Consider the following 15,065-nt stretch of genomic DNA (forward strand, 5'->3'; position numbering starts at 1 on the left):
CATGGCTTTTTCCTCGTCAAGTATATTGTACACATCAAGTAACACAATATACATATTATATAATGTTATTGTAATCTTTTTCTTACCAAATTCAAAATGATATTTAAAAAAGTATCCAGTGACAAAGAAAACAATAATACAAAGCCAAAGAAGGAAGATATTCTAATTTCAGACAAAATGGAAAAACAAAAATTGCTTACCTGCAGCATTCCTGTGTATTAGGTAAGCAATTTTTCATCTTTTTTATGTTTTTAGACGGCTCATAATCTGTGGTAAACGTTGAATATTATCAAACACTACCATGAAGATGGCCGTTCTTATAGGAATCTGCACGAGCAAAGGAATGCGGGTAGCCAATAGAACTTTAAAAGGTGTCTGATACATGAGCGAAAGCCAAAAAGTATTGAGTAGCACTGTTTGAAGAAGCATTGTTACACTCACAACAGCTAAAATATAAAGCCAATCTTTAGTTCGCGTTATGCTGAACTTCTTGTTGTAAAAAGCCCAACCATAAATAACTCCGACAATGACAGCTGTTACAGTCATACCCGGTGAAGAGATACTCCCTCGAAAAAGTACACCTAGGATATCGCCTAGTCCTAGAGCTACTCCCGCCCACAAAGGGCCAACAAAGAAGCCAATCAAGCCATCAGCCACAAAGCCTGGCGATAACTTCCAAAGACTACTCCCAAGAGTAAAAGAGCGTAAGATGATAGACAATGCCAACAAAATCGCTAAGAAAACAAGCTGTATGAGTGACAGCTTCACAGTAAACTTTTTCATATAGTACCTCCCAAGGATCTGGTGAGTAACTGATTATATGAGAATCAGCGGATGCAAGCCTCTACCGCACTTGAAAAATCAAGTTTCGTCTGTGAACGACATCCCATTTCACAGCACTTAACGCATCGGCCCTACTCTGTTTATTTTTTACCTCCCTAGCTTATCATAAGCTTTGTTCAGATACTTCTCAATTTCAAGGCTTTTCTTTTACATTGGATTTTAGATGTTTACAGAAGTTTGCTTCATAAAATGAAAAGCGCTCAAAAGTCAGTTTTATCCAACTTTCAAGCAACATTTTCCTTCTTAAAGTTCTTTTTCTACAGCAGCAATTGCGTTCTCAACAGCACGCTTTTGATTGTTAATCAATGCTACACGCGCATCGATTTGTTTAATCGCCATCTCAATAGAACGTTTGAGTCCTGGATTACTTAGTTTTGGCTCAAAGAACGCTTTATATTCTTCAAATTTTTCAGCTGTCTTGAAGACATTACCTGGGTAAATAACAAATTTATCATAACTCATGTCACCACCAAGTTTTTCAGCGAGCCACTCCCAGTTTTCACGTTCCCAAGTCCATGCAGCATCTTGGGCAAAATCTTTTGATAAGAGGTAGAACCATGAGAAAGCAATATCTTGTGGTTTCACAACATCAGCGTTCTTGAAGTCCTTCAAGAGGCTGTCGATAGCAGCCTCATCACGTATGTTAGCCACAGCTGCTGCCAACTCACGTTTTAACTCTTGCAAGCTTGTTTTTGTATAAATGTCCATGTAGGAAGCTACAAGTTCTGCAGAGTTCGTAACTTTGATTTCGTTAGTCAGAATGATTGGACGGATGTCCGCAGGAATAGTCGCTACATTGTCCTTATGTGCTGCATAAATTTCGCTTGCTTTCGCTACTGCTCCAGGATTTTCAGCATAAAGTATGCGAGAAAGTACCGTTCCGCGTAGTGTCTCATCGCCAGCAGATTCTCCTGCTTTTTTCTCCCAACCTAGACGGGCATAGTTTTTCGCAAATAATTTGCCAACAAGGGACTTGTATGATTTTTCGGTCTCTGATTCATCATCAACGAAGATATCCAACTCTGCAAAAATTTGATTGAGGGCTTGGTTAACGATATAGCTTTCTTCATTGGCGAAGGCAGGTAAAATTTTCACCACATCAGCATAGCTAATGACCTCACCTTTAGCAAGGTATTTGCGGTCTTGCAAAATTTGGAATTTTGTAATGTCTTCAAGATTTGCGAGGTCAGCCAAAAGATTATCCAAAAGCTCGCCTTTGTAATCAATAATATAGTGCGCTGCATGCGCTTCATTGAAGAAGAGCGGTTGACCTGCATTTTCAGCCTTAAGAGCTGCATAACCCGGAATTTCAACCTTTTCCGTAGTCAATGTATCTGGCAAGCCTTTCCAGTTCGTATTCAATGGAATTTGCCACAAACGCCCTTTATCCTCACCTTTACCAATGAAGAATTGCTTTTGACTTAAGACCAGTGTGTCATCAACAACTTCCGCAGTCAACACAGGATAGCCGGGTTGGTTAACCCATGAGTTCATAAATGCGCCGACATCCTTACCTGACGTACTTGAAAGCGCCGTCCAGAGATCTTCACCTACTGTATTTCCATATTGGTGTGTTTCAAAGTATTTGTGAAGTCCTGCTGAGAAGTCTTTATCGCCGAGCCATTTACGGAGCATGACCATCAGGCGAGAGCCCTTGGCATAGACAATGGCAGCATCAAAAAGTGTACCGATTTCGTCAGGATGGTTCACATCCACGTGAACAGATTGAACACCATCTGTAGCATCACGATCTAAGGCAAGACTGGCTTCTTTAACAGAGAAGCTTTCCCAAACTTTCCAGTCAGGCTCAATAGCATCAATCGCCACATATTCCATGTTGTTGGCAAAGGATTCGTTGAGCCACAAGTCATCCCACCAGCGCATGGTTACCAAATCACCAAACCACTGGTGCGCCAGCTCGTGCGCAATGACTGTTGCTACATACTGCTTGCTGGCAACTGTGGCATTTTCTGGGTCAACCAGCATGCAGACTTCACGGTAAGTGATACAGCCCCAGTTTTCCATCGCACCTGCTGAGAAGTCAGGCAGCGCAACATGCCAGCTGTGTGGCAATGGATAAGGTGTTTTATAATAGTCCTCGTAAAATTCAATCGAACGAATCGCGATATCTAAAGGAAAGTCTAAGACCTCTTCTGAATGTGCCTTTGTTGAGAAAGTTCCTACTTCAATACCAGACTTGGTACGTCCTTTTTTATACTGCATGTCACCGAAGACGAAAGCAAGAAGGTAAGTACTCATACGAACTGTACGTTCAAAAACGTGAATGCCTTCGATATTGAGAAGCTCTGGCATATTAGAAATGATAATATCACCCGGTTCTTCATCAAACTTCACAGAGAGGTCGAATGTAGCTTTAGCCTCTGGCTCATCAATAGATGGGAAGGCTTGACGTGCAAAATGCGACTCAAATTGCGTACCGATAAGCATTTTCTTCTCACCGTTTACCTCATAATATGAAGGATAAATCCCCATCATATTATCTGTAATCTTACCTTCATACTCAAAAGCTACAGTGACTTGTCCTTCATGACCGACTTTAACCGCGATTTCTTCATTGGCATCATCTACAGTAAAGTCTGCCTCAACACTAAAAGCAGAAACCTTAGTAATATTCAAATCTTTTTGGTGAAAATAAACAGTGTCTGCCTTGGCTTCACCTTTGATAGCTACTTGACCTTTGAAAGTTTTAGCCTTACGGTCAATATCAAGAAAAATTTTATAATTTTCTGGTACAAATGTTTCGATTAAACGTTTTACTGCCATAGTTTTTTCGCTTCCTTTTTAGTTAGTTTAACCAATTATAGCAAATTGTTTAGAAAATTTCGAGAAAATAAACAAATTTTACTGCATATTTCAAAACAGGATGAAAAAACAATTTTTTCTGGTAAAATGAAACTATGAAAAAAACAAGATTTTCGGTAACCCTTGATGAAAAGGGAAAGCTTCTCTTAGAGCTTGCATCTGGCGCAAGTATTCGTATTTTTGAAAGCCACAATAGTCGCTTTGCCCTACAGGAAGGCGAAATATTTTTGTTGGTGAAAAAAGGACAGATTATTATGATTGCTGTGGATAAAAAGTTAATCCCTAAACTAGAGTTTGACAAAGTAATCGTCCTTAATCCGAGTGCTTACGATATAGACAGCAACTATCTAGAAGCCTTTCTGATTGAAAAGGCGCAGGAAGCAGGGATGAAACTGGCAGCTCAACCTGAGTCTCTCAAGATTCCTAAAAATATCTACCAAGCCTGCAGTAAAGCGGCGGCGGAATTTCTACCTAGTTTGGAAGCTTTCGGGTTTAAGTTTGCGAAGAAAAAAGCTTTCTCCGCTAAGGCACAACATCGTTGGAAAAAGGCAATTTCTGATATTGAATTTCACATTAAACATGAGGGAACATCTGGGACTGTTATTTGGCAAAAATCTACTGAGATGCGCCTTCTTGCAGGGGCAAAGATTTTGCCTGATGATGCTGCCCCAAAAAGAGCAGATGGAACCTTTGGCTTGGCAGCAAAATTTACGTTCGCACTTCGAGAAGAAAACAAGGACAAGTTCGACCCTAAAACTTGGACAACTACAGAGGATATCATCTTACGCTCTGTAAATGAAGTGGGACATTTTCTTTATTTTGCGGGGACTAACAGCTGGTTGGAAATGTTTGATGATGAAGGTCGCTCTATACATGAACTAACTGTTGTCAACTAAGGAGCACTTATGATTGACTATACTTTGGAGCACAAACCCTCTTTTATATTATCTGCCTACGGCTTTCCAGTCCAAGCTTCGCTTCAAGATTATCGCACCTTGTTGCTTGAAAAGGAACTGTTTGAGAAGACTTTACGAACGGATGGGCGTTTTGACAAACTCAAAAAGCTGGCCAAAAATGACCGAGAATGGTCCGTCAATGATGATTACTATGGAAAAGCTTGGAATTATTTTGCAGTGGAAACCAGAAAAACAGTCAAGGATGATAGCCGCTTGATTAAATTCCCTGAGAGTGATTACATTGTTATTGCTGCTATCGCAGATAAGGAAGCAATCTTCGAGCGGTTGTCTCATCAGGCTTTCCGAAATATCCTGCCAGCAATGACTGACTATGCTTACCTCGGGGGCTCAAATGCTGCTTATCGGCAAGAGAGAGGAGACGGGAGCTATTATGGAGAATTTTGGCTTCCCGTTGTGAAAAAATAAAAAGCCTCAGAAAAAGAAGGCGAAAAAATTTCGAAAAAGCGATGAATGTATTACTTAATGCGTAATGCGCCCTGAATATTTTAACAGTTCTTATACTGCTCTTCACTCCTTCAAGCTAGAATGACATGTAAGAGCTTCTCTTGTTCTCAGGATTTTTTCATGCATTTGTCTTATAAAAAAACTCATTTCGTCAAAGCACATCATAAAAAACGCTTAACCACAGCATTCTCATACATGGGGTTAAGCGTTTTTTCATTTTTGAAACTTTTGTCTCACTCTCTTTCCCTTATAACAAGAAGGTACTTAAGAAAAGCACCGAACTTTCTTACATATCACGAAAAACAAGACTTGGACGGGCATTAAGCGATAAATCTGCAAGATTTCCTTTTTCCATTTCAATAGAAGCCGCAGCAGCAATCATTCCTGCATTATCACCACAGAGGCGAAGGGGTGGCAAGATAACCTTAATGTCTGTCATATCGGTAGCCAAGCGCTCGCGTAAACCTTGATTTGCAGACACACCGCCTCCAACAATCAATGTCTTCGCTGGGTACTGTTCAAGTGCACGTTTTGTTTTTTCAATAAGAACATCTACTACCGCCGCTTGAAAACTTGCCGCGAGATTTTCTAAATCATCTGCAACTAAGTCCTTTCCTCCTTGCTTTGCGTTATGTACAAGGTTGATAAAGGCAGATTTGAGCCCGCTGAAAGACATCTCGAGACCGTCTGCTGCAGTCATCATCGCACGTGGGAAAGCGTAAGTATCTTTCCCTTTATGCGCGAGCTCATCAATTTCTTTTCCTGATGGATAAGTCAGGCCCATCACACGTCCAACCTTATCATAGGCTTCTCCTGCGGCATCATCCCGTGTTTCACCTATTTTCTTGTAATTGCCCTCAGATTCAACATAGACGAGCTCCGTATGTCCACCACTGACTAGAAGCGCCATTGCTGGATATTCGATAGTATCCACTAATGCAGCTGCCATAAGATGACCAGCCATATGATTGACCGGAATAAGCGGTAGTTTATGAGCCCAAGCAAAAGTTTTCGCCGCCATAATCCCAATCAGCAAAGCACCAACGAGACCAGGTCCTTCTGTTACAGCTACTGCTGTAAGATCAGAGGCCTCGATGCCAGCTTCATCTAAGGCTTCATCGATACATGCTGTGATTTGTTCAACATGGTGACGGCTGGCAACTTCTGGAACCACTCCACCAAAACGTTTGTGGCTATTTACTTGACTCGCGATAATGTTAGAAAGAAGCTCTGTTCCATTTTTTAAAACAGCAACAGATGTTTCATCGCAAGAAGTTTCAAAAGCTAGTATATATTTATCCTTCATTTTATTGTATTTTCCTCATCAGAATCGCATCTTCTGTCGGGTGCGAATAATAGTTTTTTCGAGTATGAAACTTTTCGAAATTATATTTTTGGTATAAATTTTGAGCAGGTATATTTGATTCTCTAACCTCTAAGAAAATCGTTCCCGAAAAATCCTTTACCTGTTCCATCAGGGCACTGGCAATTTTTTTACTTTGAAATTCCGGTTTAACTGCAAGATTGGTGATTTCCATATCGCCCATGATAAGCTGAACAGATAAAAAACCAACAAGCTCTCCCTCAGCTTCTGCTAGAAAATACGTATCCGTTTTCAGGTTCTTCATGAGATATGCTTCAGACCAAGGCGAACGACCGTAGCAGTCTTTCAAAATTTTTTCTAGCTTATGCGCTAACTTGGCTCTATCCGAATTTTTAACATCAAGTCGCCTAATTTTTAGATTCATTTTTCAACTGCCTTGACATCCACACGGCATCTCCACCATCTTCATAATACTGTGAAATCAGCTTACCTGTTGAGAAACCCAAACGCCGATAAAGTCCTTGAGCTTTGGTATTGTCACGGCGCACTTCAAGCGTTACCTGATTCTTGCCGAGTAAGGTCATCAGTCGAATCATCTGGTTCACAAGATGAGTTCCCACTCCCCGCCCTTGATAGGCGACTGAAACAGCAAGATTAGTGATATGAACAACCTTGCCCCGCTCTGTAAGACGAATCCCAATAAATCCAATAAGTTTTCCGTCAACTACCGCAGACACAAAAAAGGCATTTTCATTCTGAACAATTTCATGCTCAAAATGTGAAAAGGTCCATGGAACTTCACCATTATAAACGTCACGCTCAATAGCTAGCATCTCAACAATGTCTTCACGTTCTGCTAAACGATATTCAACACCATCAATATTAGACTTTAACTCAACTTCATCCATATTTAGATAGCGGCGTGGTTCAAATCCTTTGAACATATTCGCCAGCAGCGCTTTCAGCTTCTTCATGTGTCTCCAACCATTTCTCTTCTGCTTCAACTTTTTTCAAATAATTTGGAGCAAAGCCATGAACTTCCACCGGTTCAAGACTTTTTCCAAGACGTGCCATTTGATAAGCCGAGGGTAATTTTTCTAAACTGTCTTCAATAATCTCAAAATTCGCAAACTCTGCCGCTTTGATATCAGCTACAAAATTCTCCGTCTCTCCCGTAAATACAACCGGCAGATTTTTATCTAATTGCTCTAAGAATTCACGAAAAGCGCAATGCTGACCGGAAATAATTTCCTCATCTCCCTTATAGAGGGCTGCATAAGCATTGCCACGACGCGCATCCATCACAGGGACGATGGCTTTATTTGTTTTCAACCTTTTGGCGATAGCTAAGAGGCTTGATACACCCACAAGTTCTTTATTTAAACTGTAGGCCAACGTTTTCCCTACAGTAGCTGCCAGGCGCAAACCTGTATAAGAGCCTGGGCCTTGTGCGACAACGATCCGATCAAGCTCACTTGCTTCAACGGCAGCCTGTTGCATCAAGAAGTCCACGGAAGTCATCAGAGTCGTGCTGTGATTTTTCTTTAAGTTTAGAGTAATTTCTCCCAATAAGACATCATTGTCAACAAGTGCCACAGATAGTGCCTTACTGGAACTGTCAAAAGCTAAAATTTTCACGAGTTATCTCTCCATTCTTCCTTATTTCTACCCTACTCTAAGGTTTGCTGCTTTATTGTAATCGCTCAGGTTCAGAAAACATATGCAACTTCTCTTTATAATCTAGGAGTATACGACAGTTCCTATTATAACATTTTTTATATTTCTTGAATTTTTTTTCTTTGATAATGACGAAAAATAGGATAAAAAAAGACAAATAAAAAGAGCTTGCGATAAACAAGCTCTGTAGAAACCCTTTAAGACGGTTGGTTTACATATGTAAAAACAGATATTGCTGACTCATCTTCTAAAGGGCACCGCAAGCTCTTCTTGACCCCAGCATTAAAATGACATCAGCAACGACCAGCACAGCAACAGCTTGAAGCTTAGCAACTGATAAAATGGAATAGACTCCCTGCGCTGGCATATGACCTAAACGTCAAAGCTGAATTGCGAAATCCCTGTCTCATTCGGAAGTGTTGTGCGGAGAAATGAGTCAAGCTCCCTTGATTTTTTTCAAGTGGCTGACTCATCCTATATCAGCAAATCATCTTAATTTATCCGTAACTATTCAGACTTAGTACGTTTTGCACCATATAATGAATACAAAACTAAACCAATAAGTAACCAGATAAAGCAATAGAGTTTTGCCAATCCATCAAGGTTTTCAAAGACAATGACTGAACCAATAGCTCCTAATGCTGGCAACCATGGATAAAATGGCATTTTATAGCTTGCTTCAGGCAAGTCTTTTCCTTCACGCGGACGAAGTGCAAATATTCCGACGGATACGAAGATAAAGGCAACCAGCGTTCCTGCTGAAATTAGCTGTGCGAGGAAAGTGAACGGGAAAAAGGCACCGATAACTACTGAGATAGCAGTTAAAACCCATAAAGCGTTAGATGGATTTTCGCGTTTGTCGATTTTTCCAATGCTTTGTGGCAGCATACCATCACGTCCAAACGCGTAGAGCAGACGTGAACCTGCAAGAATCATTCCAAGTAGAGCAACGAACATTCCTGTGTCTGCAACTATTGACACAATTTGTGAAAGAAGTGGGAAACCAGCCTCTGTAAGAGCCCATGATACAGGAGCCGCATTGCCAGCATATGCTGAATAGTGATGCATTCCTACAAGAACGAGTGTTACTGCTGAAAACAAAGCAACAGCAATGGCGAGTGAGCCCAAAATTCCCAATGGCATTGTGCGTTTTGGATTCTTCGCCTCAGCTGAATTAGCCGCAATAGAGTCAAATCCGATGTAAGCAAGGAAAATCATCGATACTCCTGCAAGGATACCTGATACACCACCAAATCCTGTGTTTGGATCATGTTTAGGAACAAATGGCACATAGTTTTGCGGTTTTATAACTGTTAAACCAACAACGATAAAGGTAAGGATAGCCAATACTTTTAAAACGACTAAGACCTGCGCAACTCTCCCGGCATCGCTCGCACCACGCCAGACGAAAAGTGCTGCAATCAAAATAACTGCTAATGATATAATATCAACGATTCCGCCATTCGTTCCAAATGGATGTGCTAAAGCTGCAGGCAAATGAATATTAGCCGTTGCAAGCAAATGTTGGAAGGTAGCTGAAAAGCCTGAACCTACAAAGGCCACAGCAATAAAATATTCTGCAAGTAAAGCCCAACCTGCAATCCAACCAAAACCTTCTCCAAATAAAATAGAAATCCATGAATATGCAGAACCCGCAAATGGCATAACTGTTGACATTTCAGCGTATGCAAATGCTACCAAGCCTGCTACAACAGCGGCAAGCAAGAATGAAAATACAACCGCTGGACCTGCAAACTTCGCTGCAACAATACCTGGCAATGTAAAAATTGATGTTGAAATTATTGTCCCAACACCAAGCGCCAAAAAGTCTTTGACACCAAGTTTTTGTTCCAGCCGCTTGTCTTTTTGGCTGTATGTTTCAAATTTTGCTTTCGTGGAAAACCCCATAGTTTTTTCCTTCCTAGTGATTTATTTTTGCAAATCATCAAAGATGAAGACGAGGCAGCTAATGTTATCCATCTTTATGCTCTCCATTTGCTTCCTAGACTGTCTTCCCAGAGTTTAGGAAACTATGAACAAATGACAAGCACCACTTAAATGATGATATTAATCGAATAATTTCGCAGTATAAATTTTTCTGACTCTATCATTTTAATAATTTACATTATTAATCTTAACATTATTTTGGAAATAGTTCAAACAATTACATAATATTTCCAGTGTCACATCTATTACTGCCTTGTTTGACTTTAACTTCAACTTTTCCCTTGTAACCTTTGCTTTTCATTATCTATAATTTATGCTAAAATGAGGATAACTGTAAAACTGAAACATTGAGAAACGAAAGAAAGGAAGGCGAGTGTTTACTCGCCCAGATATAACATGATTTTCAAAGTATTTTACCAAAAAGATAAAACCCGCTCACCACGTCGTGAAACAACAGAAGTTCTCTACCTCGACCTTGATGTTACCGATACACGTGAAGGGATTATCTTAGCCCGTGAACTCCTCGCTGCAAACACGGACTACCTCGTTGAATTTATCGATTCACTTTCAGATGAAGCTGTTGAATATGAAAAAGAAAACGGTGGTCTTGAAATTACAAGCTTTTAATTTTAAAAAATAGGTAAATGCGAACATACCTTACCATAAGATTTACAGCAAAACACTTTAGAAGGAGACGCGAGTCAAAAATCTAAAGTGATTTTGTCATACAACTATATAATATAATGAATAGAAAGAAAAAAATGATTAAACCACTTAAAATAAATAGCGATGAAGTCGCAGTTTACGCTATAGGCGGACTGGGCGAAATCGGAAAAAATACTTACGGTGTCGAATATAAGGATGAAATCATCATCATTGACGCGGGTATAAAATTTCCTGAGGATGATCTCTTAGGGGTTGACTATGTTATCCCTGACTATAGCTATATTGTCGAAAATGTCAACCGTATCAAGGGACTCTTTATTACACACGGACACGAAGATCACATTGGCGGGATTCCTTTCCTGCTCAAACAGGCAAACATTCCTATCTATGCCGGTCCTCTGTCACTTGCTCTGATTCGTGGAAAGTTGGAAGAACACGGTCTTTTGCGTGATGCAAAACTTTTTGAAATCCATGCTGATAGCGAAATCAAGTTTAATAACTTGAGTGTCAACTTCTTCCGAACAACCCACTCTATTCCAGAACCTCTAGGAATTGTTGTCGAAACACCCCAAGGTAAGATTGTTGCCACAGGTGACTTCAAGTTTGACTTTACACCTGTCGGAGAGCCTGCTGACCTCCATCGCATGGCAGCTCTTGGTGAAGAAGGTGTCCTACTGCTCCTCTCTGACTCAACAAATGCGGAAATCCCCATCTTCTCACACTCTGAGAAAGTTGTTGGTCAAAATATCATGAAAATTTTCGAGCGTATCGAAGGGCGTATTATTTTCGCTTCTTTTGCTTCAAATATCTTCCGCTTGCAGCAAGCGGTTGATGGGGCTGTAAAGACCGGACGTAAAATCGTCGTCTTTGGTCGCTCCATGGAAAAAGCTATTGTTAACGGGCTTGAACTTGGTTATATCAAGGCTCCGAAAGGAACCTTCATTGAACCAAATGAAGTTAACCAGTACAACTCTAGCGAGCTCCTTATCATGTGTACCGGTTCGCAAGGTGAGCCGATGGCTGCCCTTAGTCGTATCGCAAACGGCATGCACCGTCATATCACACTTCAAATGGGGGATACAGTTGTCTTCTCGTCTAATGCTATTCCAGGAAATACACACGGTGTTAACCAGTTGGCGAACACAATCACCGAGGCTGGAGCGACCGTTGTTTATGGCAAGATGAACAACATCCACACCTCAGGTCACGGAGGCCAGCAGGAGCAAAAACTCATGCTACGTCTCATCAAACCAAAATACTTTATGCCTGTCCATGGTGAATACCGCATGCTTAAAATTCATGCTGGGCTCGCCCAAGACACTGGTGTGCCAAAAGAAAATTGCTTCATCTTGGAAAATGGTGATGTCCTTGCCCTGACAGCAGATTCAGCACGTTATGCTGATCATTTCCCTGCTGCTGATACTTATGTCGATGGTTCAGGGATAGGTGATGTAGGAAACGCTGTACTTCATGATCGTCATGAACTTGCTGAAGACGGTATCGTTCTCGCTGTTGCAACTGTCGATTTCAAAAACAAGACTGTTCTTGCAGGACCTGATATGCTGAGTCGCGGCTTTATCTATATGCGGGAATCTGGTGATTTGATCCGTAATGGGCAACGTGTCCTTTTCAACGCCATACGTGAGGCAATGTTAAATACAGAAAATGTCAATGAAGCCGCTGTTGCCCGTGCAATGCGTGAAGCTCTTGCTCCTTTCCTGTACAAACAAACAGAACGCCGTCCACTGATTGTACCAATGATTATGACGCCTGACGATAAGTAACGTAGAAAAGCCATACGTGCTATACAGCATATGGCTTTTTTCTATGCCTCTTAAGGGTTCGTTTAGCTTTTTTTGGTACAGTTAAGAAAGTAAAAATATTTTTAATCCCCCAAGGAGCCCCATGAACAAACTTTCCAAAATTATCTTCACTTACTATCTTTTCTTTCTGTTTTGGGGCATTCTCTTTAAGTTTAACATTCAAGATACGCTGAATATTGCCCAAAACTTTCCCACACGAAGCCTCAATCTTTCACCTTTTTCTGCCTCTGGTGGACGTTTAGAAGTTATCTTCAACGTGCTTATCTTTATTCCTTTTGGCTTCTTTAGTATTTACCTATCAAAAAATAAATCCTTCCTTGGAAAACTCTGGATGATTTTTGTTGTGAGCTTCTTTGTGGAAATTCTCCAATATTTTTTAGGCATCGGAGCCAGCGATGTAACTGACTTAATCACCAATACTTTTGGAGGGCTCATCGGAATCATCATTTGCCAGATAACACAGAAAAGTAGAAATGCTCAGAACTTTGTCCACCTTCTTTTTGCTTTTTTCCTCGCCTTCTTTACTTTTTTAATCCTTTCTCACTAAAAAAGCTGACCCATGTCAGCCTTTTTCTATCTTCGCATATTCTTCCGAAAATCTTTGATGGAGCAGTTCCTTTTCGTCTTCACTAATAAAAGCTCCATCAATGGCATAGTGATTAATTCTTTCAAAGTCACTGATTTGGAAATCATACCAGTTCGCAATTTTCTCGTATTCTTTTTGGAGGTTTGTATTGCTGACGGTGCGATTGTCTGTATTTATCGTGACATGAATTCCACGTTTATAAAGAGCCATAAAAGGATACTCAGACAGTTCACGAATCGCTTTGGTCTGGAAATTACTGCTTGGAGCCATTTCTAAGACAATTCCCAACTTTGTCAATATTTCTTGATATTCTGGAATATCTTTAGTCATAATGCCGTGCCCGATGCGGGTTGCACCCATCTCTACAGAATCAATGATATTCTGCGCACAGCCGGGACACTCGCCAGCATGCAGGGTAACTTGTACACCACGACTGGTCACTTTTTCCAATAATTTTTTAAACTTAACTTGGGGATAATTGACTTCATCACCTGCCAAATCAAAGCCCACCAAGTGTTCGTCATCTATCTCATCAAAAAGTGGCAGCAACTTTTTCAAGCGCTCTACAGGAACTTGGCGTAAGCCACAGAGCAAGATATTCACGACAATATCAAAATCTTCTTCTGCACGTGCTGCCCCAGCAATAACAGCCTCCACAGCTTCTTCAAGACTCAAATTTTTCTCTAAATGTTGACCAGGTGCAAAACGTATCTCCATGTACTTTACATTGTCTTCCGCGGCTTGACGTGCTACATCATAAGCCGCCAATTCTAGATTAACATAACTTTGAAGCAGGGGAAGAACAAAGTCAAAGCGTTCCAGATACTCCAAAAGACTTTGTGTTGTTTCTGGGGCTTGAGCGTGTTTGAGGATTTCCTCATCACTCATATTCAAATCTTTTCCTATGTTATTTGCAAGTTGCTTGATGCAAGTCAAACTGAGAGAGCCATCCAGATGACAGTGAAGTTCAACCTTTGGCATTAAAGCAATCGTTTCTGGTTTCAGCATTAGATTATGTCCCCCATGAGAATATATTTTTTCTATTTTACGCTTTTTTCTTGAGACATGCAACTCTTTTTTATCCTACTGAGATGCACTTCTCTCTCAGAGCGAAAAGCATTTTCACTGGCTATGAGTCAAAAATATCGTGAACATTCCGCAAAATAAAAAATCACATCTTTCTGGGGCGCTGACTGCCAGAGGAAGTGATTTTTGTTTTTATGAGTTTATTCTTTAGTTCGATTGGTTGATGATGAGGGCGGGACGAGTGCCGCCAGTCGGCAGAGGACCATGCTGTCCAACATTTAAACCATATACTCGGTCACCCACTCTGCTAAGAGTCGCAACCCAAGGGGCACCAGTGTCCCTTCCACGAGTACGAAGTTGCCACCAACCCCGACCTGAAACTAAGCGTGAATTAAAAGTAGGGAAAGCTCGTCCTGAACCCGATAAGCGTACCACATCCGCTAATGAAAGTGAAAATGCACGAGGACTGCCACTCGGATCAACTTGCGTAATATCAGCCGCAACATCTGGGAAGTCTGCTAGATTATCTGGAACCCACCCACGAGCATCTTCAGTATTTAGAGAAATAAAAGTAAGTTCAGCATGGTTAACTCTTCCTGTCTCAAAACTATCTGCTACAGGCTGAACCATGTCTTGAACCAGTGTATCGAGGTTGGAATACCAATCATTAAGAATATCATCATGATTAGCCCAATGAACATCCCGTATCGCCTCATTCCGGATAATCATATGATTGCCAGAACCCATGTTTTCAAGGTAACGGTACTGCTCACCTGCCATGGTAAAGATACGCCCCGGACGCATGGTCGAGAAGTCAAAAGCATCCGGTTGACTGTCTTCGTTAGGCAATGGGTTCTGTCCATCATCGTACATCACCCCATTCTGGATACCTCTGAGGAAGTCTTCCAGCTCCGCATGGTGTTGCTCCC

General features: G+C 41.0%; 13 protein-coding genes, 1 pseudogene and 1 riboswitch. Of the genes and pseudogenes, 5 read left to right on the forward strand and 9 right to left on the reverse strand.

The features are described 5' to 3' along the window. Positions 1 to 243: 243 nt before the first annotated feature. Together B4H39_RS06165 and B4H39_RS06170 are read right to left on the reverse strand one after the other, a co-directional pair. Positions 244 to 783: a folate family ECF transporter S component gene (locus B4H39_RS06165; RefSeq protein ID WP_202231376.1), complete on the reverse strand. Its 540-nt coding sequence runs from the start codon at positions 781 to 783 to the stop codon at positions 244 to 246. A gap of 43 nt (positions 784 to 826) precedes the next feature. Beyond that, positions 827 to 924: riboswitch (THF riboswitch) on the reverse strand. A 162-nt stretch (positions 925 to 1,086) separates the two neighbouring features. Then, positions 1,087 to 3,627 carry a M1 family metallopeptidase gene (locus B4H39_RS06170; RefSeq protein WP_251423660.1) on the reverse strand — a complete coding sequence of 847 codons (2,541 nt, stop codon included), beginning with the start codon at positions 3,625 to 3,627 and terminating at the stop codon, positions 1,087 to 1,089. A gap of 134 nt (positions 3,628 to 3,761) precedes the next feature. On the opposite strand from B4H39_RS06170, the gene B4H39_RS06175 reads away from it, so the two are divergent. After that, positions 3,762 to 4,562, forward strand: a complete 801-nt coding sequence (locus B4H39_RS06175) for a hypothetical protein (RefSeq protein ID WP_251423662.1) — start codon at positions 3,762 to 3,764, stop codon at positions 4,560 to 4,562. A 9-nt stretch (positions 4,563 to 4,571) separates the two neighbouring features. Next, entirely contained in the window at positions 4,572 to 5,048 is a 477-nt protein-coding gene (locus B4H39_RS06180; RefSeq protein ID WP_251423665.1) for an effector binding domain-containing protein, read from the forward strand. Positions 5,049 to 5,373: 325 nt separating this feature from the next. Here the strand turns inward: B4H39_RS06180 and tsaD are convergent, their stop codons facing one another. The 5 genes from tsaD to B4H39_RS06205 all read right to left on the reverse strand — a co-directional run bounded on the left by tsaD (position 5,374) and on the right by B4H39_RS06205 (position 9,996). Further along, positions 5,374 to 6,393, reverse strand: a complete 1,020-nt coding sequence (gene tsaD / locus B4H39_RS06185; protein ID WP_251423668.1) for a tRNA (adenosine(37)-N6)-threonylcarbamoyltransferase complex transferase subunit TsaD — start codon at positions 6,391 to 6,393, stop codon at positions 5,374 to 5,376. Position 6,394: 1 nt separating this feature from the next. Beyond that, positions 6,395 to 6,835, reverse strand: coding sequence for a ribosomal protein S18-alanine N-acetyltransferase (gene rimI / locus B4H39_RS06190; protein WP_251423670.1), 441 nt, complete (start codon positions 6,833 to 6,835; stop codon positions 6,395 to 6,397). After that, positions 6,819 to 7,355 (reverse strand): ribosomal protein S18-alanine N-acetyltransferase, encoded by a 537-nt coding sequence (gene rimI / locus B4H39_RS06195; protein ID WP_202231386.1) that lies wholly within the window; start codon positions 7,353 to 7,355, stop codon positions 6,819 to 6,821. Before rimI (B4H39_RS06195) ends, rimI (B4H39_RS06190) begins: the two co-directional genes overlap by 17 nt. Further along, a complete protein-coding gene (gene tsaB / locus B4H39_RS06200) occupies positions 7,339 to 8,049 on the reverse strand; it encodes a tRNA (adenosine(37)-N6)-threonylcarbamoyltransferase complex dimerization subunit type 1 TsaB (RefSeq protein ID WP_202231382.1) in 711 nt (236 codons plus the stop codon). The genes rimI (B4H39_RS06195) and tsaB overlap by 17 nt, the downstream gene beginning before the upstream one ends. A gap of 546 nt (positions 8,050 to 8,595) precedes the next feature. Continuing rightward, positions 8,596 to 9,996, reverse strand: a complete 1,401-nt coding sequence (locus B4H39_RS06205) for an APC family permease (protein ID WP_251423673.1) — start codon at positions 9,994 to 9,996, stop codon at positions 8,596 to 8,598. A gap of 435 nt (positions 9,997 to 10,431) precedes the next feature. On the opposite strand from B4H39_RS06205, the gene B4H39_RS06210 reads away from it, so the two are divergent. The 3 genes from B4H39_RS06210 (at position 10,432) to B4H39_RS06220 (ending at position 13,071) form a co-directional block, all read left to right on the forward strand. Beyond that, positions 10,432 to 10,662 carry a DNA-directed RNA polymerase subunit epsilon gene (locus B4H39_RS06210; protein WP_202231384.1) on the forward strand — a complete coding sequence of 77 codons (231 nt, stop codon included), beginning with the start codon at positions 10,432 to 10,434 and terminating at the stop codon, positions 10,660 to 10,662. A gap of 134 nt (positions 10,663 to 10,796) precedes the next feature. Further along, positions 10,797 to 12,485: a ribonuclease J1 gene (gene rnjA / locus B4H39_RS06215; protein ID WP_251423675.1), complete on the forward strand. Its 1,689-nt coding sequence runs from the start codon at positions 10,797 to 10,799 to the stop codon at positions 12,483 to 12,485. A 121-nt stretch (positions 12,486 to 12,606) separates the two neighbouring features. Then, on the forward strand, positions 12,607 to 13,071 hold the full coding sequence (locus B4H39_RS06220) for a VanZ family protein (RefSeq protein WP_251423677.1): 465 nt from the start codon (positions 12,607 to 12,609) through the stop codon (positions 13,069 to 13,071). A gap of 15 nt (positions 13,072 to 13,086) precedes the next feature. Here the strand turns inward: B4H39_RS06220 and add are convergent, their stop codons facing one another. Then, positions 13,087 to 14,118 (reverse strand): adenosine deaminase, encoded by a 1,032-nt coding sequence (add, locus tag B4H39_RS06225; RefSeq protein WP_251423680.1) that lies wholly within the window; start codon positions 14,116 to 14,118, stop codon positions 13,087 to 13,089. 225 nt (positions 14,119 to 14,343) lie between these two features. Continuing rightward, a pseudogene (locus B4H39_RS06230) lies at positions 14,344 to 15,065 on the reverse strand (hypothetical protein); the annotation flags it as partial.

It is taken from the genome of Lactococcus sp. UBA7128 (assembly GCF_002492185.1).
GTDB classification, from domain to species: Bacteria; Bacillota; Bacilli; order Lactobacillales; family Streptococcaceae; genus Lactococcus; species Lactococcus muris.

Excerpts from the sequence above, each read along its gene's own strand:
- B4H39_RS06165 (WP_202231376.1), bottom strand. The coding sequence starts at position 783 with ATGAAAAAGTTTACTGTGAAGCTGTCACTCATACAGCTTGTTTTCTTA.
- B4H39_RS06170 (WP_251423660.1), bottom strand. The coding sequence starts at position 3,627 with ATGGCAGTAAAACGTTTAATCGAAACATTTGTACCAGAAAATTATAAA.
- B4H39_RS06175 (WP_251423662.1), top strand. The coding sequence starts at position 3,762 with ATGAAAAAAACAAGATTTTCGGTAACCCTTGATGAAAAGGGAAAGCTT.
- B4H39_RS06180 (WP_251423665.1), top strand. The coding sequence starts at position 4,572 with ATGATTGACTATACTTTGGAGCACAAACCCTCTTTTATATTATCTGCC.
- tsaD (WP_251423668.1), bottom strand. The coding sequence starts at position 6,393 with ATGAAGGATAAATATATACTAGCTTTTGAAACTTCTTGCGATGAAACA.
- rimI (WP_251423670.1), bottom strand. The coding sequence starts at position 6,835 with ATGAATCTAAAAATTAGGCGACTTGATGTTAAAAATTCGGATAGAGCC.
- rimI (WP_202231386.1), bottom strand. The coding sequence starts at position 7,355 with ATGTTCAAAGGATTTGAACCACGCCGCTATCTAAATATGGATGAAGTT.
- B4H39_RS06205 (WP_251423673.1), bottom strand. The coding sequence starts at position 9,996 with ATGGGGTTTTCCACGAAAGCAAAATTTGAAACATACAGCCAAAAAGAC.
- B4H39_RS06210 (WP_202231384.1), top strand. The coding sequence starts at position 10,432 with ATGATTTTCAAAGTATTTTACCAAAAAGATAAAACCCGCTCACCACGT.
- rnjA (WP_251423675.1), top strand. The coding sequence starts at position 10,797 with ATGATTAAACCACTTAAAATAAATAGCGATGAAGTCGCAGTTTACGCT.
- B4H39_RS06220 (WP_251423677.1), top strand. The coding sequence starts at position 12,607 with ATGAACAAACTTTCCAAAATTATCTTCACTTACTATCTTTTCTTTCTG.
- add (WP_251423680.1), bottom strand. The coding sequence starts at position 14,118 with ATGCTGAAACCAGAAACGATTGCTTTAATGCCAAAGGTTGAACTTCAC.